Source organism: Clostridium vincentii, assembly GCF_002995745.1.
GTDB lineage: Bacteria > Bacillota > Clostridia > Clostridiales > Clostridiaceae > Clostridium > Clostridium vincentii.
In genome coordinates, this window is the sequence record NZ_PVXQ01000019.1 from 42,006 (window position 1) to 65,071 (window position 23,066).

Annotated in this window: 24 protein-coding genes; 8 read left to right on the forward strand and 16 right to left on the reverse strand. The window is 29.2% G+C overall.

Translation table 11 applies throughout. The features are described from left to right. Positions 1-61: 61 nt before the first annotated feature. Positions 62-1,984 carry a type I pullulanase gene (pulA, locus tag CLVI_RS09755; protein ID WP_341458750.1) on the reverse strand — a complete coding sequence of 641 codons (1,923 nt, stop codon included), beginning with the start codon at positions 1,982-1,984 and terminating at the stop codon, positions 62-64. After that, positions 1,977-4,127, reverse strand: a complete 2,151-nt coding sequence (locus tag CLVI_RS09760; RefSeq protein ID WP_106059940.1) for a glycoside hydrolase family 31 protein — start codon at positions 4,125-4,127, stop codon at positions 1,977-1,979. Before CLVI_RS09760 ends, pulA begins: the two co-directional genes overlap by 8 nt. A gap of 266 nt (positions 4,128-4,393) precedes the next feature. On the opposite strand from CLVI_RS09760, the gene CLVI_RS09765 reads away from it, so the two are divergent. Then, the gene (locus CLVI_RS09765; protein WP_106059941.1) at positions 4,394-5,638 is read left to right on the forward strand and encodes a helix-turn-helix transcriptional regulator; all 1,245 of its coding nucleotides are present in this window, start codon (positions 4,394-4,396) and stop codon (positions 5,636-5,638) included. Positions 5,639-5,752: 114 nt separating this feature from the next. Here CLVI_RS09765 and CLVI_RS09770 read toward each other — a convergent pair whose 3' ends face one another. The 12 genes from CLVI_RS09770 to CLVI_RS09820 all read right to left on the reverse strand — a co-directional run bounded on the left by CLVI_RS09770 (position 5,753) and on the right by CLVI_RS09820 (position 14,795). After that, positions 5,753-6,556, reverse strand: a complete 804-nt coding sequence (locus CLVI_RS09770; RefSeq protein WP_106059942.1) for an EFR1 family ferrodoxin — start codon at positions 6,554-6,556, stop codon at positions 5,753-5,755. Positions 6,557-6,657: 101 nt separating this feature from the next. Continuing rightward, on the reverse strand, positions 6,658-6,954 hold the full coding sequence (locus CLVI_RS09775) for an ArsR/SmtB family transcription factor (protein ID WP_106059943.1): 297 nt from the start codon (positions 6,952-6,954) through the stop codon (positions 6,658-6,660). Positions 6,955-7,078: 124 nt separating this feature from the next. Further along, on the reverse strand, positions 7,079-8,095 hold the full coding sequence (locus tag CLVI_RS09780) for an oxidoreductase (protein WP_106059944.1): 1,017 nt from the start codon (positions 8,093-8,095) through the stop codon (positions 7,079-7,081). A 103-nt stretch (positions 8,096-8,198) separates the two neighbouring features. After that, on the reverse strand, positions 8,199-8,678 hold the full coding sequence (gene rlmH / locus CLVI_RS09785; RefSeq protein WP_106059945.1) for a 23S rRNA (pseudouridine(1915)-N(3))-methyltransferase RlmH: 480 nt from the start codon (positions 8,676-8,678) through the stop codon (positions 8,199-8,201). A 243-nt stretch (positions 8,679-8,921) separates the two neighbouring features. Beyond that, positions 8,922-9,149, reverse strand: a complete 228-nt coding sequence (gene tlp / locus CLVI_RS09790) for a small acid-soluble spore protein Tlp (protein WP_106059946.1) — start codon at positions 9,147-9,149, stop codon at positions 8,922-8,924. 140 nt (positions 9,150-9,289) lie between these two features. Next, positions 9,290-9,394: a helix-turn-helix domain-containing protein gene (locus CLVI_RS17275; protein ID WP_146127322.1), complete on the reverse strand. Its 105-nt coding sequence runs from the start codon at positions 9,392-9,394 to the stop codon at positions 9,290-9,292. 260 nt (positions 9,395-9,654) lie between these two features. Continuing rightward, positions 9,655-10,737, reverse strand: coding sequence for a 3-phosphoserine/phosphohydroxythreonine transaminase (gene serC / locus CLVI_RS09795; protein WP_106059947.1), 1,083 nt, complete (start codon positions 10,735-10,737; stop codon positions 9,655-9,657). A gap of 119 nt (positions 10,738-10,856) precedes the next feature. Continuing rightward, entirely contained in the window at positions 10,857-11,342 is a 486-nt protein-coding gene (locus CLVI_RS09800; RefSeq protein ID WP_106059948.1) for an Hsp20/alpha crystallin family protein, read from the reverse strand. Between the two features lie 76 nt (positions 11,343-11,418). Further along, positions 11,419-12,060: a lactate utilization protein gene (locus CLVI_RS09805; protein ID WP_106059949.1), complete on the reverse strand. Its 642-nt coding sequence runs from the start codon at positions 12,058-12,060 to the stop codon at positions 11,419-11,421. An 83-nt stretch (positions 12,061-12,143) separates the two neighbouring features. Further along, on the reverse strand, positions 12,144-12,641 hold the full coding sequence (locus CLVI_RS09810; protein ID WP_106059950.1) for an SEC-C metal-binding domain-containing protein: 498 nt from the start codon (positions 12,639-12,641) through the stop codon (positions 12,144-12,146). Positions 12,642-12,722: 81 nt separating this feature from the next. Continuing rightward, positions 12,723-13,514, reverse strand: coding sequence for an MBL fold metallo-hydrolase (locus tag CLVI_RS09815; protein ID WP_106059951.1), 792 nt, complete (start codon positions 13,512-13,514; stop codon positions 12,723-12,725). 15 nt (positions 13,515-13,529) lie between these two features. Continuing rightward, a complete protein-coding gene (locus CLVI_RS09820; protein ID WP_106059952.1) occupies positions 13,530-14,795 on the reverse strand; it encodes a UDP-N-acetylglucosamine 1-carboxyvinyltransferase in 1,266 nt (421 codons plus the stop codon). A gap of 337 nt (positions 14,796-15,132) precedes the next feature. Here CLVI_RS09820 and CLVI_RS09825 point away from each other — a divergent pair, with 337 nt between their 5' ends. The 5 genes from CLVI_RS09825 (at position 15,133) to CLVI_RS09845 (ending at position 18,932) form a co-directional block, all read left to right on the forward strand. Then, the gene (locus CLVI_RS09825) at positions 15,133-15,678 is read left to right on the forward strand and encodes a hypothetical protein (protein ID WP_106059953.1); all 546 of its coding nucleotides are present in this window, start codon (positions 15,133-15,135) and stop codon (positions 15,676-15,678) included. A gap of 153 nt (positions 15,679-15,831) precedes the next feature. Further along, a complete protein-coding gene (locus CLVI_RS09830; RefSeq protein ID WP_106059954.1) occupies positions 15,832-16,308 on the forward strand; it encodes a dUTP diphosphatase in 477 nt (158 codons plus the stop codon). 67 nt (positions 16,309-16,375) lie between these two features. Next, positions 16,376-16,807 (forward strand): DMT family transporter, encoded by a 432-nt coding sequence (locus CLVI_RS09835; protein ID WP_106059955.1) that lies wholly within the window; start codon positions 16,376-16,378, stop codon positions 16,805-16,807. Positions 16,808-16,824: 17 nt separating this feature from the next. After that, the gene (locus CLVI_RS09840; RefSeq protein WP_106059956.1) at positions 16,825-17,643 is read left to right on the forward strand and encodes an MBL fold metallo-hydrolase; all 819 of its coding nucleotides are present in this window, start codon (positions 16,825-16,827) and stop codon (positions 17,641-17,643) included. Positions 17,644-17,738: 95 nt separating this feature from the next. After that, positions 17,739-18,932 carry a S8 family serine peptidase gene (locus CLVI_RS09845; RefSeq protein WP_106059957.1) on the forward strand — a complete coding sequence of 398 codons (1,194 nt, stop codon included), beginning with the start codon at positions 17,739-17,741 and terminating at the stop codon, positions 18,930-18,932. Between the two features lie 65 nt (positions 18,933-18,997). Here CLVI_RS09845 and CLVI_RS17975 read toward each other — a convergent pair whose 3' ends face one another. After that, positions 18,998-19,999, reverse strand: coding sequence for a peptidoglycan DD-metalloendopeptidase family protein (locus tag CLVI_RS17975; RefSeq protein WP_106059958.1), 1,002 nt, complete (start codon positions 19,997-19,999; stop codon positions 18,998-19,000). A 160-nt stretch (positions 20,000-20,159) separates the two neighbouring features. On the opposite strand from CLVI_RS17975, the gene CLVI_RS09855 reads away from it, so the two are divergent. Then, positions 20,160-21,158 (forward strand): DnaD domain protein, encoded by a 999-nt coding sequence (locus CLVI_RS09855; protein WP_106059959.1) that lies wholly within the window; start codon positions 20,160-20,162, stop codon positions 21,156-21,158. Continuing rightward, entirely contained in the window at positions 21,151-22,134 is a 984-nt protein-coding gene (locus tag CLVI_RS09860; RefSeq protein WP_106059960.1) for an ATP-binding protein, read from the forward strand. The genes CLVI_RS09855 and CLVI_RS09860 overlap by 8 nt, the downstream gene beginning before the upstream one ends. Before the next feature lie 87 nt (positions 22,135-22,221). On the opposite strand, the gene CLVI_RS09865 is transcribed toward CLVI_RS09860, so the two are convergent. Next, positions 22,222-22,938, reverse strand: coding sequence for a methyl-accepting chemotaxis protein (locus tag CLVI_RS09865; protein WP_106059961.1), 717 nt, complete (start codon positions 22,936-22,938; stop codon positions 22,222-22,224). Positions 22,939-23,066 lie beyond the last annotated feature (128 nt).

The following is a 23,066-nucleotide window of genomic DNA, read 5'->3' on the forward strand; positions in this document are numbered from 1 at the left end:
AAAATAAACTTATTAACAGTTTATTTTAGCCTTTATCTTTTGAGATACCTAATATCAATAATTATTTCATTACTGCAACTAATGTAGATGATCCTTCAACATTTATAACATAGCCTTTAATAGTTCTGATTTTATCTATTCCTGCTCTATTTTTATCTACTAGTACTTCCCACATACTATTAGATTTAAAATCTAGTCCAACACTATTTTCATTTCCATTATGGATAACAAGTATATCCTTACCACCTAAATTATCTTTAATTAAATATGCTACGCAATTTTTAGGCGCATTTATAAAACTCAAATGTTCTATTATTTCTTTAGCTGTCCTCATTCTAAATTCGGGGTGCTGCTTTCTAAGTTCTATAAGACCTTTAACATATTCTACAGTATCTATATTATCCATTTTCCTAGTCCAATCCATTTTATTGATGCTATCACTTGCATTATATGAATTTTCAATTCCACATTTAGTTCTTAAGAACTCTTGTCCTGCATGAATAAAAGGTATTCCTTGAGATAATAAAATAATACTTGTTCCTAATCTATGCATATATTTTATTTTTTCCTCATCCTTGATTGTAAGGTTTAATTTATCATATAGGGTGTGGTTATCATGACATTCAATATAGTTTACTACTTGGTTTGGATCCACTTCTCCCCATGTATTAATTTCTTCTGAGTAATATATTCCCCCTACTATAGCCTTCTTAACTTCCAATTCCTTATTTTCTTCAAAACTTAAAAACCCTCTTGCATCATTTGAAAAAGAATCTCCCCGTAATCCATCCCTAATACTATCATTAAAGAAAGCAATATTTTTAAGCTTATTTGCATTTACCTGGATAGCTTTTTTATCATAAGATAAAATATCTCCTAAGTCCCAACCTTCGCCTAAAACAATTATTGATGGGTTTATTTTATTAAGTTCTTCCTTAACTTCCTTCATAGTATCAATATCAATAAGCCCCATTAAATCAAATCTAAACCCATCTAACTTATATTCCTTAGCCCAATACTTTACAGAATCAACAATAAATTTCCTAGCCATAGCATTTTCTGTAGCAATTACATTTCCACACATGCTCTCATTTGATAACTCTCCATTTTTATCATATCTGAAAAAATATCCTGGCATTAAATTATGAAACCCAGATTTTTCTACATCATATATATGGTTATATACCACATCCATTATAACTCCTAGTCCATTCTCATGAATAACTTTTATTGCCATTTTGAGTTCTTTAATCCTACTAATCGGACTATATGGATTAGTAGAATAACTTCCTTCTGGTGTATTGTAATTTGCAGGATCATATCCCCAATTATAATTTGTATTATTTATTACAGTTTCATCTACACTAGCGAAATCATATATAGGCAAAAGTTGAACATGAGTTATACCTAAATCTTTCATATGATTTAGACCTGTTTTTGTTCTACCTGGTCCCCTTGTGTTTTCTTCAACTAACCCCAAATACTTTCCCTTACTCTTTATCCCAGAATTTTCATCACTTGATATATCTCGAATATTAACCTCATATATAACTGCATCTATAGAATTTTTTATAGTAGGTCTGCTATGAAACTGCCAATTTTCAGGATTAGTTTTCTCCATATTTACTATGGCACCCTTTTCACCATTTACTGAAAGTGCCCTAGCATAGGGATCTACAGATTCTTTTGTAACATTATTTATAGAGGATAGGAATGTATAATACTTTCCTTCTACCTCTTCTTTTAAAAATATTTCCCAAACTCCTCTATCTCTTTTTTGCATACTATATTTAATTTTATCTTCTTTATTATAATCTTCATAAATGCATAAACTAATATTATCCGCAAGTGGTGACCATACTTTAAAAATATTCATGTTATTTTCAAATGTATAACCTAAATCCTCTTTTTTATAGCAATTCAGATTATCAATTTCATTTAATTTAATGCTAATCAGACTCCTTTGTTTTACAATATTATATATTAACTATTTCTTTAATTTCTTTTCCATAAGCTGTAACGATAGTAACATTAAGTTTCTTAACCTCATTGTTCCCTGTATTCTCTATCTTTATATTATATTTTTCATTTTCAACAGTAATGATAATTTTCAAATTAGATTTTTTATCCTTCTTATAATCTTTGCTAATTCCATCATCATCATATAGATTATATTCTGCTTTATTCTCAACAAAAGCTATTAGATTTAAAGTCTTATTATTTAATTTTTCTGTGCTTTGTGCTGCTTCTCCATGTACAAATATCTTATTCTTTCTAATAAACACACAAAACTCATCAATGTTTACATCAATATAGTTATGCCCTTTATTAATTACTTCAAGAATCTTATTATTATAATCTTTTACCTTCCATAGAAGCATATCCTCCGGAAGATATACATATCTTCCCCTTTTATTTGGCTCATATATTGGAGCTATCATTAAAGAATCACCAACTAATAGTTGATCCTCAACTTGACTTGCATGCTTGTCATCATATTCGAAGCATAATGGAGCAATAAGCATATCACTGCTATTAATTGATTTCATATATTCTGAGTAAAGATATGGAATCATTGCATATCTAAATTTAATTGTATTTCTAATTATTTCTTCTGTTTCAATATCAAACGCGAAAGGTTCTTGATTACGAGTTCCTCGTCCTGCATGATTCCTATATAATGGAGCAAATATGCTAAACTGATTCCATCTAGTTGCAAGTTCTGAATCTACATTACTTCCAAACCCACAAGTATCAGCTCCACTATAAATAAATCCACACATATTTATTGATGGTAACATCTTTATGTTCATTATTAAATGTTCCCACCACGAAGAGTTATCCCCTGTCCAAATACCACCATATCTATGTGCTCCTATAGCCGAAGCTCTAGAAAATAGTAAAAACCGCTTATTATTATCAATTTTATTAAAACCTTCTGAAGCTGATTTGGTCATATTATAGCCATAAATATTATGAACATTATAATGATTTACAATACCCTTTTCAGTATTATGGTACATTGATTTATAGTCATCTATACTATTATTTATATTATTCACTGAATCCTTTAATTGAAAAAATGTGTGTATATTAAGTTCTTGCTTTTTTAACTCATCAATTTTTTTATAAGCCTTATCTATTCCATTTTCACTATAGAATATTGCAGGCTCATTCATATCATTCCAAAAACCTTCAACTCCCATTTCAATTAAAGACTTATACTGCATTCCAAACCATAATCTTGCATCTTTATTTAGAAAATCCGGGAAATGAACCTTTCCCGGCCATACAGCTCCAACAAACGGCTTTCCCTCTTTATCTAGTGTAAAATAACTATTTTTAATTCCTTCTTCATACACTTTATAATCTTTCTCAATTTTAACTCCAGCATCAATAATTGGTATTATCTTAATTCCCTTATCCTTTAATCTCTGAACTAATCCTTTAAAATTCGGAAACCTTTCCTCACTTAGAGTGAAATCTTTAAAATCTTCCATATAGTCTAAATCTAAGCAAATTCCATCACAAGGTATCTTTCTTTCTATAAACTCATTTGCTATTCTCTCTACTTCATTACCTGTTGGATAACTCCATCTGCTTTGTAAATATCCAAATGCCCATTTAGGAGGAACATATCCTTTCCCAATTATATCTAAGAATTTTTTTGTAATTTCTCTTAATCCACTTCCAGTTATTATATATATATTTGCATCTTTTCCATCTATTGTTACATTTAATTCATCTTTTTTTATATAGCCTACATCATATGTTATCTTACTTGCAAAATCTATGTACACCCCGAACTTTTCACATCCATCAACTATAAAAAAGTTATGCGCCCCATATAAAGATTTTTTATCTGGGGAATGATTTGGATCATCGCTACAAAAGCTTTCATATATCCAACCTCGTTTGTTTATGCCCCGAATATTTTGTCCAAGTCCATAAATCTTATTGTTTTTTCCCATAACTAAATTTAATCTGATTTCATCTTTTATTTGCACCTCAAAAAATGGAATAGAAGATTCCACTTCTTTGCTCCCCTTATTTACTACTGCATCTGTATCAATAGGATTTCCTATTTCATATCTCATTATATTTTTATTTACTATAAAACTCTTCATAATTTTCCCCTTTTTATACCTATATTTAGTAATATTCTTGTTTGAACTCATATTATCATCTTAAAAACTTTTATTCAATGATTTATACCCTATCAAAAGTTGTGAAATTAATCATTCAAATTACTTTTTAAAGCATATATTCTTCCATTTATTTCACAACACTTTTAGTTGGATTTATTTCTTTTTGGTAGATTTTATTACTAGATTAAAAAATATATGGTATTATTAAGTATATTAATTAATTGTATATAAAAGAGGTTTAACAGATGAGTGATATTTTATACAAAAACAATCAAAAAGTTATTGGATCAATAATAAAATTAAATAGAATAAAGCAAAATATGAGTCAAAAAGAATTAGCTAAAGGAACTTGTGTACCATCTTATCTTAGTCGTATTGAAAGTGGAGATTTGATCCCTAGTGAAGATGTCATTTCCATTATATTAAATAGACTCGGCCTAGTTTTTAATGATTCTCCTGAATTCATAGGTAGTGGGACCGAAGCCTTAGCATTGTTTTTTAATAATCTTAATTTTAATGAATTTGATTCTACTACAAAACTATTTAAAGAACTTGAAGATAAAGAAAACGATTTTATTACCTCTCCTCTTATTATAGATTATTTTTTAGCTAAACTTGCCAGATATTCTACTACCCCTAAAAGAGAGAAATTTGAAGGTTCTAAAAACGCTTTACTTTCAGCCTTTGAGTTGTTATCTCCGAAACAAAAGTTTCTGTACAATTTTTATATTGGAATTGACATATTAAATCATCTAGGTGATATAACTACAGGGAAAGAATATATAAAAAACGCTTTGAATTTTAAAGAAACCGGTCATTGTTACTATTGGCTATCTTATTCATATCGTATAGAAAATAATACCATTAAGGCATATGATTGCATAAAAAAAGCATTAGATTTATACGTAATTGAAGGTAATTTCATTAGCATTATGAACTGTTATGAGAAGATTGCCGAGGTTTATTTCATGCTTGATAATTATACGGATGCAATTCATCATTTAAAAATGTCCTTAAGAATGTCTGAAAAAATTAAGAATTCTCATTATATAGATCATATTGATTCTATGCTTGCTTGGTCATATTATAGACTAAAAGACTATAAAACTTCTCTTGATTATTTAAATATGAATTCAGGTATAGCAGATCATAGAATGATTATTCCAGATTCTGTGTTAGAATCTTTAATTTATTTTGATTTAAAGGACAAAGAAAATCTAAAAAAATCTATTTTAAAACTTACCAGTCCGCAATCCTTGGAGCAAATAAGCGATGAGCTTGCCAATATTTTTCATAAATTTTTTACCTTCTATTTAGAAAACGATAACTATATGAAGAGCCATATTTGGGAAGGTTTATTAATTTATATAATTGAAAGTCTATCGAGATTTGTAGAATTAAAAAAAGTTTTTGTTTCTTTATTAAAGGATTATTATATTAATAACAGAAGATATAAGGATGCTTTATTTTCACAGAATATTTGTAAATAACTAATGAATATATTTAAACATCAATAAGGTGCTAGGAAGATCCTTCCTAGTACCTTATTTTTTATTACCTTAAATGGATATATCCCAAGTATATTACGATTATTCCAAACTATTTTATTTGTTTTGTACTCCATTTATCATTTCTTGTAAAGATACGTTAGGATTTTTATATCTCTTTCTACCAATAGTTTTTTTATCATATTCTATGGCTTCTTGAGGACAATATTGAATACATGCCATACACTGTTCACAATTATTCTTCCAAATTGGTTTACCATTCTTTATCTCTATATTTTTTACACCACAAACCTTTTTGCAAACACCACATCCATTACAATTATCTTTTGCTAAAAATAATTTATCTTTTGTGTGAATTTTATATATTCTTTTATAGAATAAAGGGCCTAAAACTCTATCAATTATTATTTTACTTTTTTCATACTCACAATCTTTCTTTTCTTTAATTATCTTAGCTATTTCTTGAACCTTTATTTTTTCTTTTTCAAATGCCTTAATTTGATCTTCCTTAGATTTTGCACCATACAGAACAATATAGTTTCCAGGCATATTTATAATAAATCCAGAATTTAATTTTGCATATCTATCTTCTATTAAATCATTAACTTGTTTTAATGCATTACCCGGCATTCCACCATAATTCGCTACCGCAAAAACATATGTTGATTTATTTATATTAAGTTTTTTTATAAAGTTTTCTACAATCAAAGGTAACCCACACATATATACAGGGAATATGATCCCTATTGATTTAGATTGAATTTTAATTTCTTTATTATTCATTATCTTTGGAATTGAAATTAATTCCACATCCTCAATCTGAAGTGCTATATCCTTAGAAATTTTTAAACTGTTTCCAGTTCCTGAAAAATAGAATATTGTATTTTTACTAATAATCATAATTATTAAACTCTCCTTCATTGTTAATTCAGATTTGTATTTGCTTCTATATTTCGACAACCGTCAAAGTGTAAGTTGTGCCTAAAAGAGATTTAATTTCCTTAATCTCTTCTAAATATCAATAAATTAGAAAGTTCATTTATTAGCTTCTGATTTACTCTTGCAACTAAAAATTTACCTCTTTTTTCTGTAAAAATTAATTTTGCATTGCTAAGTTCCTTTAAATGATGTGAAATTGTAGGTGCTCCAATATTTAATTTTTCAATTACATCATTTATAAAGCATCCGCAATTTGAATCAAAACTTTTTTCATTACTCTTTACTATTTGAAAATATATCTCTAATCTATTTTCGTTAGAAAGCGCTTTAAATACTTTTGCTAACTCTTTTGTATCCATAATTTCTCCTAACATTTTGATAAGTATCGAACTATCTACTTAATGTTATATTATTATTGATTGTATGTCAATAAATAGAGGGCACCTTTTCAGTACCCTCATAAACAGAGTATCCTTATATTGTTTATCTTAGATCCCTTACCCCGGTTTCTAATATTTCCATTTGCAATAGTGTCTGCTCATCGGTAATTGTTTTACTTTTATTATTTATAATTGCTTCATATAAATCATCATATACTCTTCCATAATCACCATTGACAGATTTCACTTTTTCTTCATGGATTATACCGACCTCATCCATATAGGTGATCTCGCCATACTGTTTTATTGTATCAACGCCAAAATCCTTGTTTTCAGGCATATAAAATGCTTTTAAATGTTCTTCTTGACGATCCTTTGTTTCCTTCACAAAACATCCCTTTTTACCATAAATAACAAAGCTTGGTCTTTCCTTGATTCTAAAGTAACTGGATTTCACAGATATTTTTAACTTCCCATAATATAAATCCAAATCAAAGTAATCATTTGATCTGCCTGGACCTAATAATTGCCTTACGTCATAGTGGATATCATCTGGTTTGCCAAAATAACTAATTACCTGATCCAATGTATGACAACCATGTCCATATAAATATGACATGGAAGGAATAAAGCTCGTAATAGATTCAGGTACCTCTGGACGAAAATAATCAAAATGCATTTCTAATTCTAATAATTCCCCTATTTTCCCTTCCTCAATTACTTTTTGAACTGTTAAAAAATCACTGTCAAACCGCCTGTTTTGATATGCCTGAACAATTAATCCCTTTTCTTTTGCTAATTCAAATATTTCTTTTGCTTGTTTTGATGTTTCCATAAATGGTTTTTCAACTAAACAATGTTTATTATGTTCTAATACCATTTTGGAATAGCCATAATGGCTATCATGTCGTGTACAAACCACAATTAATTGAATGTCCTTGTCATTTAATAGCTCCTCTAAATCAGAGGTATAATTTACCCCTTCAATTCTATTCCAACTTTCATGCTTAGGATTTCTTTGATAAATTGTTTTTACCTTTATATTTTTTCTTTGTAGCACAAATGGCAGATGATATCTGTTCGTACTTTTACCATTTCCAATATAACCAATTGTAAGCATATGAACCTCCTTAAAATATAATTAACATATTTGTTGTTATACTTAGTTTTATCATAAGTTAAGAGTAAAGAAAATATCTATTATGTATTTTATATTAAAACATTTACTTGTGGTATGGTTCCCCATTAATAATCCTAAATCCTCTATAGACCTGCTCAAGCAACATAACCCTAAATAACTGATGAGGAAATGTCATCTTTGAAAAACATAATTTATAGTTTGCCCTCTTTAATACCTCAACAGACAGTCCTAAGCTTCCTCCAATTATGAATACTAGATTAGAATTTCCAGTAACTCCACAGTTTGCCATAAAGGCTGATAGTTCCTGTGAAGAGAGCTGGTTTCCATTCAAGTCCATAGCAATTACATAGGCATTATCTTTTATTTTAGATAGAATAGTTCTACCCTCTTTATCCTTTATAATTAATTCATCTTTCTCTGATGCATTATCAGGTGTTTTTTCATCAGATATCTCTATTATATTTAACTTGCAATATCGGCTTAGCCTCTTTGAATATTCATCTATAGCATGCTTTAGATATTTTTCCTTAAGCTTCCCTACTGCAATTATTGTTATATTCATATAAAATCCTCCTGTTTGTATATATTGATATATTACCACAAAACTACCCCTTTAAAGTATGTTTTTGATTCATATAAACATCTCAACCCCTGATGTTTCCTATAACTTCTTTTCTTTTTATCTTATTAATTTCTTTTCTTTTACCCTTCTGAAAATTGCTAGGATACTAGAATATGAATCCATAAAAAATAAGAAGCACCACTTTAGTGATACTTCTTATTGAGGTGCAATTAAATTTTTTATTTATCTATATCCATTTTCCTTGTCTATAGCTTCGTCTTTAATTTCTTCTTTCATATTTTTGAGAGCTGATTCTCTTCTATTATTCTTTTCTTCTAATGTCTGTTTCATATTTTCATCACTAGTTTTTGCAATCATTTCATCTGCAAGCTCACAATTCTGAATAGTCTTGTCAATATTAAATTGAATTCTGTCTACATTATCGCGTCTATCATCTGGTTTATTTCTCATAGTTTAATCTCTCCTTTGTTAATATAATTTTTTCTAAACATCCTCCTTTTTATTATGGATAAAAGGATAGTTATTATACTATAAGAAATTAAATACAAAAAGAAAAGCACGGGTGTTTTAATACCCCTGCCTTAATCTACTTATTTATTAATATTTTTAGCTTTTAAACTTCTAGCAACATTACTTGGGCGATAATTTAATTCTTGAATAACTTTTTCAATACACTCTTTAGTTCCAGCTGACATATATTTATCTAAATGTACTCCTTACTATGATCTTATTTATAAATATACATTTGTTTATATTTACTTGTAAAGTATATCAATTGGGATTAGCTCATGTAATACATTTCTCTATCTTATTATAAAAAACTAATTATCTAAATATATGTATACGTTATGATTAAAGCTATATACTTAAGAAAATAAAGTTTCACATAATCTAATTTTATTAACATGTAAAAAAGAGCACTAGTCTTTTTAGACTAATGCTCTTATCTAATTAATTATTTGTTTTCTTTTTCAAATTTCTTCATGAATTCTACTAAAGCTTTAACACCTTGTATTGGCATAGCATTGTATATACTTGCTCTCATGCCTCCAACACTTCTATGTCCCTTTATATTCTCTATACCAGCTACTTTAGCTTCCTTTACAAACTTAGCATCTAATTCATCTGAACCAGTTACAAAAGGTACGTTCATTAGAGAACGATCTTTCTTTACAACAGTTCCTTTAAACATACTGTTTGAATCAAGGTAGTTATATAGTATAGCAGCTTTTTCTTCATTAATTTTCTTCATTGCCTCTAAGCCGCCCTTGTTTTTAATCCAGTTAAATACCTTACCACATATGTATATTCCATATGCTGGAGGTGTATTATATAGTGAATTATTATCTGAATGAGTTTTATATTTTAACATAGTTGGAGTATTTGGTAATACATCGTCCGTAATTAAATCTTCACGAATTATTACTACAACCATACCTGCAGGTCCTATATTCTTCTGAACTCCTGCAAAAATCATTCCATACTTAGTTACATCCACTGGTTCAGATAAAATATCTGATGACATATCTGCTACTAATATCTTATCTCCTACTTCTGGAAGTTCATGATAAGTAGTTCCATATATTGTATTATTATGACATATGTACACATAATCAGCGTCATCACTGATCTTTATATTCTTCATATCTGGTATATATGTAAATGTCTTATCTTCTGAAGAAGCTAAAACATTAACCTTTCCAAATAATTTTGCTTCTGATATTGCTTTTTTAGCCCATTGTCCTGTACTGATATAATCTGCACCTTTATTTTTCATTAAGTTCATTGGTATCATTGCAAATTGTTGTGATGCCCCACCTTGAAGAAATAATACCTTATAATTGTTTGGAATATTCATTAATTCTCTTAATGTTTTTTCTGCGTCCCCAATAATTCCTTCGAAAGCTTTAGAACGATGACTCATTTCCATAACAGACATTCCAGTCCCTCTGTAATCTAACATCTCTTCTGCCGCTTCCCTTAATACCTCTTCTGGCAATACAGCTGGTCCAGCTGCGAAATTGTAAACTCTTGACATAAAAATAGCCCCCTTAAATATTGTTTTAACTTATAATATTATAACATAATTTAAATATAAATAATTAAGATAATCAAAATAAAAATCCTTCCATGTGTATTCACAAAGAAGGACTTATGCTATTCAACTCTATAACTATCCACATCAATAATTGTTACATCATCCTTTTTAGCTTCAATTTTTTTCACTTTAGGAATGGTGAGCAGAAGTAAACTATCATTAAAGGTAGCCTTTAAATTGATTACATCAACATCTTCTATATAAAAAGTCTTAATTAAATCTCCACCAGTTTGTACTACTGTCATCCTATAATTTTGTCCATTAGAATATACCTGTTTTCTTTTTATTGTTAATATTGCTTTATTTTTTTCAAAATCAATACTTACATCTTTAGGTCCTAACCCTGGTAAATATCCTTTTATTAAGTAGTATTCACCATAATCCTTAAGTTCAACATTAAAATCCTCTTCTTGACTCATTTCATTAACTAAATCATTAATTAAATTATTACCTAATATTTCATTTACTATAGAGGTTAAAAAATCATCCTCTAATATATTCATATAGGAATTTTGATTATAATTAAAAGGAATCCTTCCAAACATATATATTACTCTCCTTGTATTTAAAGCATTATACTATATATGTATTATAGTGTTTCCTTAATTGATACTAATATAATTAATAGCCAAATTCCTCAGCTAAGAATATAACATGAATACGGTCTTTTGTACCTTGTCTTTTAATTAATGTGTATTCATTACATATTCTCTCATTGCTTTTACAATCCATACAGTATCCAACCTTTGTGCAAGGTGTATTTCTATTTAATCTCTTTGCATTGGCAGGGGCTGATATTTGTCTATTTCTATCTATAGCCCTATCTACATCCTTTACTATTTTATTAAATCCACAAACTACAATTACCTTTTCTGGTCCATATAACATAGCTGCAACTCTATTACCATTGCCATCCACATTGTATAATTCTCCACTCTCTGTAACAGCATTACTACTAGTGAAATATGCATCTGCAGAAAATGACTTCTTGAATATCTTAACAATTTCTTGTCTGTTTAGTCCGTCTTCGTATCTATCTAGGAATTCATATCTCTTTGTTCTTAAGTGATCTATAACTCCTGTCTCAAATAATGTACTGGAACCGCCACAGGCAACTATTGAATTGGTCTTAACCAATTCCTCTATTTTACTAATTAACTCAACTTTATCTTTTACATAGTATCCATTCATATTGTTATCCTCTAATGATTTAATTGTTCTTAATACCCTTTGTTCATTGACCCATTTAGCATTTTGATCCATTAATAACTCCTCCTACTTTCAATATAATTAAATTTTACCATAAAAAAAAGAACCCATTACTATGAGTTCTTAAATCTACAAAATTATTTTCCACAACATTTTTTATATTTCTTTCCACTTCCACAAGGACATGGATCATTTCTTCCCACTTTATTGTCATTTCTAACAATTTTTGATTCTTTATATTCTTTTTCGATTTCTTTTCTCTTGTCTTGTGAGAATATTCCATCCCATTGTGGTAATGTGAATAAATATTCTGCCTTTGCATCAAGCATATTAAAATATAATTTTTCTAAGTTAATATCAAAGGTTAATTCAGTAGTTGCTTCAATAGTTTCTAAATCATGTTGAACATTTAAGCTATCATTAATACCATCTACAAAACCCATAATAAATTCTTCTGTTCCATTATGTTTCTTACTTAACTCTGCAATTGTAGTTTTAACTACTTCCTCATGTTTTGAAAGTATTTCTATATATATACCTTTTTCAATTTTACTATACTCATCCCAGAACGCATCTTCACCCTTTTCTTTAACGTACTTAACTACCATGTCAGTCCAATTCTTATATAAACTCATGTTTTTCTCCTCTTTCCTTTTGTATCTTTAAAATATTATACTAAGTTACTTTCTTTGTTTCAACTAATTATTTATTTTATATTATAATTCAATATATCCACTTGGCTCATGTCTGCTAGCCATAAGCACATTTATGTCTTCTCCCTGAATAAGTCCATTTTCCTGCATAATACTTAAAACTGTTTGAAAAGCTAAATCAGGATGATTGTTAGTTTTGCTTAAATGTCCTAGAAGTATTTTCTTTCCTTCTCCACATTTAGCTATATTAACTAAGGCTTTTCCACAATCATCATTTGATAAATGTCCAACCTCACTTAATATTCTTCTTTTTAATGAATAAGGATATGGTCCATACTTTAACATACTAATATCATGATTACATTCCAAAAGAATAGAATCAGAATCTTTTATGTTACTATAAATTTCTTCTGTAAATATACCAAAGTCAGTTGCAACGCTTACTATTTTGTTTTTACTAGCAATCGTGTATCCCACTGGGGCTATAGCATCATGAGGTATAACAAAGGATTTTACAGATAATCCTCCAACTTCCACCGTGCTTCGCCTATCTATTATTTTTATATTAGATTCCTTAATATTTCCTATAGACCTCTCCATAGCACACCAAGTTTTATCATTAGCATAAATTGGAATGTCATATTTACGTGAAAGAACTCCAACGCCCTTTATATGATCACCATGTTCATGGGTAATAAATATTCCGTCTAATTCTTTGCCTTTTTGTCCAATGATTTTTAAAGCCTCATCGATCTTTTTTCCTGGCAAGCCTGCATCTATTAGTATGTTTGTATTATCTTGTGAAACAAAAATACTATTTCCACTACTACCACTATATAATGAGCAAAATATCATTTTATTTCCCCCGTTTTATTCTTGAACTTTAATCCTGTGTATGTCAGCTCCTAAAGCTGAAAATTTATTTTCTATGTGAGGATACCCTCTATCAATATGTTCAATACTTGTTATTTGAGTCTCACCTTCTGCAACAAGTCCTGCAATAACCATAGCTGCGCCGGCCCTTAAATCTGTAGCTTTAACTATAGCCCCTGTAAGTTTTTTAACACCATCAATTATAGCAACTCTACCTTCTACTTTTATGTTAGAGCCCATCTTTTTTAATTCATCAATATGTTTATGTCTATTTTCCCAAATAGATTCTGTAATTAAACTTCTTCCAGCAACGGTACTTAAAAGTGCTGACATTGGCTGCTGAACATCTGTTGGAAACCCTGGATATGGCGTTGTTTTTATATTAACTCCCTTTAATTCCTTATCAACAGTAACTCTAATTGAGTCATCGCCTTCTTCAACTATAGCTCCCATTTCCTTTAATTTTGCAGAAATAGACTCTAAATGCTTAGGTATAACATTAGTTATTGTCACATCACCCTTAGTTGCTGCAGCTGCTATCATAAATGTTCCTGCCTCAATTTGATCTGGTATAACACTATATGAACAACCCTTTAATTCTTTAACTCCCATTATTCTTATAATATCAGTTCCTGCCCCCTTTATATTTGCACCCATTGTGTTTAAAAAGTTTGCAACATCAACTACATGAGGCTCTTTTGCTACATTTTCTAATGTAGTAATCCCTTCGGCTAGAGTCGCTGCTATCATTACATTTATTGTAGCTCCAACGGATACTACATCAAAGAAAATATCTGCTCCTACTAACTTATCTGCCTTCAAAATAACTGAGCCATGTTCTATTACTACCTCTGCCCCTAGAGCTTCAAATCCCTTTATATGTTGGTCTATAGGTCTTACTCCAATAGGGCACCCCCCTGGAAGCTGAACCTTTGCTTGCTTAAATCTTGTAAGAAGAGCACCTATAAAATAATAAGAAGCTCGCATTCTTCTAACATCATCTGTACATGCATCAAAATTTGTCACATCACTGCTATCAACCTCTAATGTATTATTATCTAATTTATTAACAGTACATCCTAAACTTCTTAATATTCTTTCTAAACAATGAACGTCCTCTATATCTGGTATATTATCTATTACACATTTTCCTTTACTTGCAACAACTGCTGCAGGTAGAATTGCTACTGCTGCGTTTTTAGCTCCATTAATCTCCACTGAACCTCTGAGAGCTGTACCTCCGTTAATTACTAATCTTTCCATGTTTTTTCACCCTTATTTCATAGATTCTATATATTAAATTTCCGTTAAATTCATAATTAATATTTATAATTTTCTCTTACTACATTTTTTTCCTATTATATCTTAAATGTATCTTATTTATTATATCATAAACTAGATTAAATTAAATGTTTTTTTTGATTCAATTTATTAAGTCCCCTTTTTTAGATTCTTTTATTGCTTTATATTAAAAATATATCTTACATCACAAAATGCACATAATTATATTTTTTGTATTTTTATATATGTTAATATGTTATAATTTATTACAAAGTTTGTATGTTTACTACTAACTATTCTAAGGATGTGAGGTTACTATATGAAATATTATATTGTTGCACTTTTTGATGATAATTCTTATGAATCTATAACACCGATTCAAAGAAATATTTCTAAAAAGTTCAGGGCTAATAGAAACTCTCCTATGCCCTATATTGCTTTGGAGATTATAGATAATCCTAATATAGAAAAATTATATACAGTTATAGATAAAATTATTAAGCCTTATAAAAATTTTAAAATAGAGCTTTGTGATGAAATTTCTATAAATGAGAATATGAAAACTATTAATCTATCAATTGTAAATGAAGGTTATATTAAAAAAATCAGTCGTACTCTACGAGATACTTTATCTCTTCACGGAATATATACTACAGAGCCTGAAATAAAAGATTTATCAATATCCTTGGGTAATATAAATTCTTTTAATAAAGACAGTAAAAAAAATAATAATGATATTGCCTTTGATCTAATTAAGAAGAACGGCAAAAATTTAACCCTTAAGGTAAATGCCTTAGAGATTTGGAAAATATCAAACAATAAAAAAGAAACTTCAATAAAAAGCTATGAACTAAGATCTTTTTAAGGTATTGTATGGAAAAAGTTTTAATTTATGTAAAAATAATTGAAACTTTTTTATTTATTTATTTTTGTATTCGTTTTCCCCCCTTTTATTTACTTTAAAGATTTTGTAAAATATAAATATAGATGATGATTTAATCATTAAGGAGGAAATTTTATGAACATTACAAATTTATTTAAAATTCAAAGAGAAATTTCTAATGAACTGGCTGTTGATTCAAACTTAAGCGATTATAAAATATTAGCAAGAAAAAATCTTGAACTTACAATAAAAATTAGTGACTTAGCTAGAGCGACTAATTGTTATAAATATTGGATTAGTGATGATCCTATTTTAGATAATAATAAAATTTTCGAAAAATATATATCCTGCTTTATCCAAATTATTTCTTTAGGATTAAATAATAATTATACTGACATAGAAGAAGTAAATGTTGAACCAAGTGAATATTGTCTTAGTGATGAATTCATAAACTTATTTATAGACATAAACGATTTAATTATATCTCCATCTAAAGATCATTTTATAACATTACTTGAGGATTTTTTAAGCCTTTCTATTAACCTTGATTTTTCTGAAGGTATGGTTTTAGATGGTTTTTATCAAAATTCTCCCCTGAATTTAGCTTTGTAATTTAGCTGAAAGCTCTTTTATATTATTTCTCTTTAATGGAAATACTATTTCTGAGGTGATAATTTTTATGATAGCAGTAATTTTTGCAATTATTTCAGGAATATCCATGAGTGTTCAGGGTGTATTTGATACAAGACTTAGTGAAAAAATTGGTCTATGGGAGGCAACTGTGTTAATACAAGGTAGTGCCCTTATATTAGCCCTTTTAATAACCTTCTTTTTTGGTAAAGGCAGTTATAGTAATCTTAAAAGCATCAATAAGCTATATTTGCTTGGAGGGGTGCTAGGTGTCATTATTACCTTTACAGTTATAAAAAGTATTGGTAGCTTAGGAGCCACATACGCTATAGGTATTATTCTAATTGCTCAACTAATTGCCGCAGCATTAATAGATGCCTTTGGTCTATTTGGTAGTGAAAGACTTACTTTTCACTTAAAAGATATACTAGGAGTTTCAATTATGTTAATAGGTATCGTAGTATTCAAATGGAATAGATAATTTTAAGGAGTTATAAAATGAATTTTTTTAAGAATATAGTATTCTTATCTCAATTAACTACAACCAACATAAAAGCATATTTTAAATCAAAAGAACCTGTAGCCTCTGAACCTATTTATACAAACTCTGTGAACTGGTATGGTCATGCTACAGCTATAATTAACCTATCTGACATAATTATTCTTACTGACCCTGTCCTGTCAAATTATTTAGGACATTTTTTTAAGAGACTTGTAGATAAACCCTATCTATTAAAGGGAAAAAGAGTTGATTACATTTTATTATCCCATGGGCATATGGACCATATGGATTTCCCCTCTCTAAGGAAACTTGATAAAACCGCTACTATTATTGTTCCAAAAGGTTATAAAAGATTGATGAAAATTTTTGGATTCAAAAAAGTCGTAGTATTACGCCATGATGAAGTTTATGAGGATGATAAAATTAAGATTACATCCATAAAAGCAGATCATGATGGACGAAGATATTATATGGGTATAGATAATGAAAGCCACTCATATCTAATTGAAAGAAATAATAAAAAGATATTTTTTGCAGGTGATACTGTTTATACCCAAAAGTTCAGTTCTCTAGAATGTGATGTTGCTTTAATGCCTGTAGGGTGCTATAAACCTGATAGGTTTGCATGTATGCATTGTACACCTGAAGAAAGTTATAAAATGTTTAAAATGATGAATTGTCCTGCCATGATACCTATACATTATAAGACCTTTAAAATTTCGTTAGAAAATTTTGATGATACTACTAATATCTTAAAAAACTTTAAAGATGAAACTTTAAAGATTATAAATATAGGAGAAACTTATAAACTATAAAAAGCAACCTAACTTTAGGTTGCTTTTTATAGTATATTAACAAATAGTAGCATACTTATATATTATATTAAAGAAACAATTAATAGGAGCATTTTATGTTTTTTCATAAAAATAAACTAGATAAAAATTTAAATTACTACTTATCTAATAACTGCTATAAAAAATATAGAGTTTTAATTAAGTATAAAAATTTAAATGATAATATTGTAAAAAAACTTTCATCCCGTACGTGTGAATTTCTTTATACTCTCAGTTATTCAAAAATACTTTGTGCTAAATTAGATTCCCATACCATAGATAGAATATTAGAATATCCTGAAATCGAGTATATTTGTTTAGATGAATATTTATTTCTCTGTGGTATGAGTGTCTCTACTGCAAATAACATACATCTCTCTGAAAAATATAGCCTTTTGGGCACAGGTATTGGTATAGGAATTATTGATAGTGGAGTTTATCCTCATCAGGATCTACAAACTCCATCAAATAGAATTGAATTATTTACAGACTTAATAAACCACTTAGCTTATCCTTATGATGATAATGGGCATGGTACCTGTATTGCAGGATTAATATCCGGCAGTGGATCTTCCTCAAACTCTCTTTACACGGGTATTGCCCCTCATTCAAAATTACATTGCTATAAAGCCTTTGATAAACTTGGTAAGGGTTATGCATCTGATATACTTTTTGCCCTAGAGAGCTTAATTGATTCTTCTGATAAATATAATATTAAGATTCTCGCTCTTCCTTTTGAATTATTAACACATAACATATTTATTTCTAAGGCCTTTGATAATACTTTTTGTAAAGCAATTTCAATGGGCATAGCACCTATTGTACCTAGTGGCAGTAATTTAAATTCTACTGGTTCTATAATGGGAATTGCCACCTTATCATCTTGTATTACTGTTGCAGGAGTAGACTCTAGTAAAACTATAAGCCCTTATACCTATTCCTCAGCTGGACCTTATTCAAAAACACAAAAACCAAATTTAAGTGCCGCTGCTGTGAATATTACTTCATTAAATTCTGATACATCCTATATATCAGAAAAAGATGGCTTCAAACTTTATCCTGATAAGCTTGAAGCCACCTATAAAACTTTTAGTGGTACATCTTTAAGTGTAGCTTTTATAGCTGGTTTATGTGCGTTACTATTTGAAAATGATCCTACTTTATCCTTTAAAGATCTATGTTCTATTTTAAAACTCTCCTGTGAACTCCAAGATTTCTCAAAATTCCAGCAGGGGGAAGGCCTTATTAATATATCAAATCTCCTTACCTAAGCCACATGAAAGAGAATAATAAAGCAATTATACAAGTATACTGATTTGTTATTTTTTTATTGTGTCTAAACTTGAATATACTCTTGTGGATTAATTGGGACTCCGTTTACTCTCACTTCAAAATGTAAATGGGGTCCTGTACTATTTCCTGTATTACCTACATTACCAATTAAATCTCCTTTTTTTACTTCTGCTCCTACAGTTGTTTTAAATTCATTTAAATGAGCATATACAGTCATTATATTATTATCGTGTTCTATTACTATTTTATTTCCATAACCATTTTCATAATAGCATTCCTTAACAACTCCATCTATGGCTGAATAAACAGGGTCTCCTGTATCATTCCCAATATCCATTCCATTGTGCATCCTTCCCCAACGCTTCCCAAAGAGAGATGTTATAGTACCTCCTTCTGTTGGATACTCTAAAAATGCAACTTTATCTTCAATTGGATCTTTTACCCCTTTATAAACAACTGTATCCTTACTATTTACTATGGTCTTTTCTTGTACTATCTCTTCTCCGGTCTTTATTCCATTAGTATAATTCACATTGGCTACTACCTCTTTATAGCCACTCATTCCTTCTTCCTTTAGTATTTCTCCCATATACATATCCTCTTTCTGCACGGTCTTTATACTAGGTTCTATTGTCTCCTGTCTAGTTTCTTTACATTTCATATTAACATCTATATATTTTTCATCATTATTTTCATCTACTATCTTTTCCGCTATTTCTTCTATGGAATCCGAAGTTGATATTACATTTTTATATTCCTCATATTTATCATTTGCTTTAATGTCTATGGACAGTATAGTATCTTTGTTAACTACGCTATCCTCTATGTACAGCTCTCCAACTTTCCTTAGTATTTCTTTACTAGCATCTATATCTACATCTGTTTTATAAGTTTTATCTTCCACCTTCATAGCAGATACCGTGGGTTCACCCTCTATAGTTAGTAATATATTACCATAACTACTCTCCAATCCTCCTCCTAGTATAGTTGTTAAACAAATACTAAAGGCGCTTACCATCAATGTTTTTTTTATGCTTATATTCATACATCTTCCTTTCGAATGAGACACATAATGTAATTTACCCTCTTTGTGAGTTTTTATTCATTTTCAAAAAGTTGTTATCCCATTGACCCTTTGTTATAATTAAATTTATATATACTAATACTATAATTATCAAATTATTAGAAAAGGAGAAATTTAGAATATGAGCACTTTTATGCTTAAAAATACTAGTTTAAATTTCACTCCTGTTAGTGATGTTTTTATCGAAAAATATATGGTTAATGCTCGAGGAGAGTTTGTAAAAGTGTATTTACTTCTACTAAAGTATAATACTTCTAATGAACCTGGAGTTAATGGGGCTATATTGGCATCTTCCTTGAATTTACTAGAATCTGATGTTATGAATGCATTGAATTATTGGAATGATCAAGGAGTCATAAAGCTTGTTAGATTGGATAAAATGAATAATTTCAATATAGAATTCTTGCCCTTAGATGATGTTACTAAAGAAACACCTCGTGAAGTTAACCTTCTTGAGGCCTTAAATAACACCGATACTACAGATATGCTTAGAGATATTGAAAGAATTGTAGGTAGACCTTTATCCTCTAAAGAAATGGAAATATATCTTGGATGGCAAAGGGATTTCTCCTTCTCGGCAGAGTTAATATTAATTTTAGTAGAATACTGTGCATCAAAAGGTAAAAGCGATTATAGATACATAGAAAAAGTGGCTTTAGCTTGGCATGATATGGGTATAAATTCAATTCCTATGGCCCAAACTTATATTAAACAAACTGAGGATAAATGGATTAAATTCAGGAAAATCCTTGCTTATTTAGGAATTAAAAATGCTGAAATAATGAAACCTCAAGAGCAACTTTTAGAAAAATGGTTATTTACTTATAAATTTGACCTACCTTTAATCCAAAAAGCCTCCGACATATGCTTTGAAAGACTTAATAGAGCTGACTTTAAATATATAGATGGCATACTGTCAAAATGGGTTAAGGAAAATATTAAAACTATGGAAGAAGTAGCCGCTAAAGACAAGCAACATAAAAGCACTTATAATAAACCAGCATATTCAACTAATGGAAAAAATAATAATAGCAATACTGGATTCAATAATTTTGAACCAAGATCCTATGATTATGATTCTTTAGAAAAAAAATTGTTAGGATGGGATAATGATGATTAATGGATATCAATCAAGGCTATTAAATATTTATTCAAAAATAAGAGAGTCAGAAACTAAAAAATTAAAGGATAGAAAAGCTGAAATAAAAAATTTGCATCCCAGGATAATAGAATTAGATAACAAAATTCAAAAATTATCTCTTTCTCTTTCCCTTGCAATTTTAAAATCTAAGGACGATAAAAAAACCTTAGATACATATAAAGATTCAATAACTGAATTTAGAGCGCAAAAATACGAGATGTTAGTTTCTAATGGATATCCTCCTGAATTTTTAAATCTAACTTATCAATGTAAAAAATGTAATGATACTGGATTCATAGTTAATACTAAATGTACGTGCTATAAAAAAAAGCTAATTCAACTCTGTTATGAGAACTCTTTACTCCAAGATATCCTTAGAGAAAAGAATTTTAATAATTTTGATATATCATTATTTTCTTCTCATAAAATTGGAGACGATAAATATTCTCCAAGAAAAAACATGGAAAATACGCTAGAGTACATTACTGGAGATTATATACCAAACTTTGCTACTACCAAAACTAATCTTTTATTCTATGGTAATCCTGGTAGTGGAAAAAGCTATTTATCCTACTGTCTAGCCAAGGAATTATTAGATTTAGGATATCTTGTTGTATATAAGACCTCTGATGAAATAATAAGTGATTTAAAGGATATTAGATTTAATAATAATAGTAACCTTCAGGAAATATTATTAGATTGTGATTTGTTAATTATAGATGATTTAGGTGCAGAGCAGCGAAATGAGTTTACAGTTACAGAGCTATTTAATCTTCTAAATAAGAAATTACTCCGTAATAAGAGGATGTTAGTTTCCACTAACCTTACTCTTCCTGATATTACAAAAGCTTATAGTGAGCGTATGTCCTCTAGGCTTATTGGAGAATTTAGACTTAATAAATTTTATTCTGAGGATATAAGAATAACTCTAAATTTAAAGAAAAATAGAAGATAATTTAATATTTTTGATATAGAAAAAACATCGAGGACTTCCGTTCTCGATGCTTTTTTGTCTAAAAAACCTCTTATAATAACTATTTATTTAACTATTAGCAATTCTATTTAATTCTTCTGTAAATGCTACTAATTCTTCTAAACTGGCATTAGTCTGTTGAATTGCTGCAGATTGCTGCTCTGTATTGGATAAAGTTGAGTCTGAAATTTCAAGAGTCGTTTTTACAGATGCTTGGATATCGGAGGTAAGCTGCATAATTTCGATAGCTGTTTCCTTCGAATTTTGAGATAAATTTCTTATTTCAGTTGCAACAACTCCAAAACCTCTTCCTAACTCACCTACTCTGGCCGCTTCTATTGCAGCATTTAACCCTAACATTTTTGTTTGATCAGCAATGCTTTTTATTGAAACAAGAACTGTATTAATTTTTTCAGAAACCTTTTGCACGTTTACAATCTCATCGTTCAATGTTTGTTGGTTTTCAGTTACAGTCATTGATGTAGCTGATAATTCTTCCATTGTGGAAGATATCTGAGAAAAACTATCAGTAAGTTCATTTGACATAGATTTTATACTTAGCTGCTGATACCCTATCTGTGATAATGAATTCGCTACAATAAATAGTACTTCTGCTGCAGCTTTTATATTCTTTTCTGCAGTTATCTTGATTTTTTTAACAGCATCAACATATTTATCTTCATTTACTCCTATTTCTATTGCAGTCTTCCTATACACATCCTCTTCAGGGTTTTTAGTTAAAACTTGTCCCCCTAATATAGTTCCTATCTGCACTCCATTTACCATGAATCGAGTAGGAGCTAAATAATTATTTTATTTAGCGTCCTCTCACACCACCGTGCATACCGTTCGGTACACGGCGGTTCATTAGAAATTAATGTATCTTTTGATATTTGCTTGTTAGGCTAACGAAT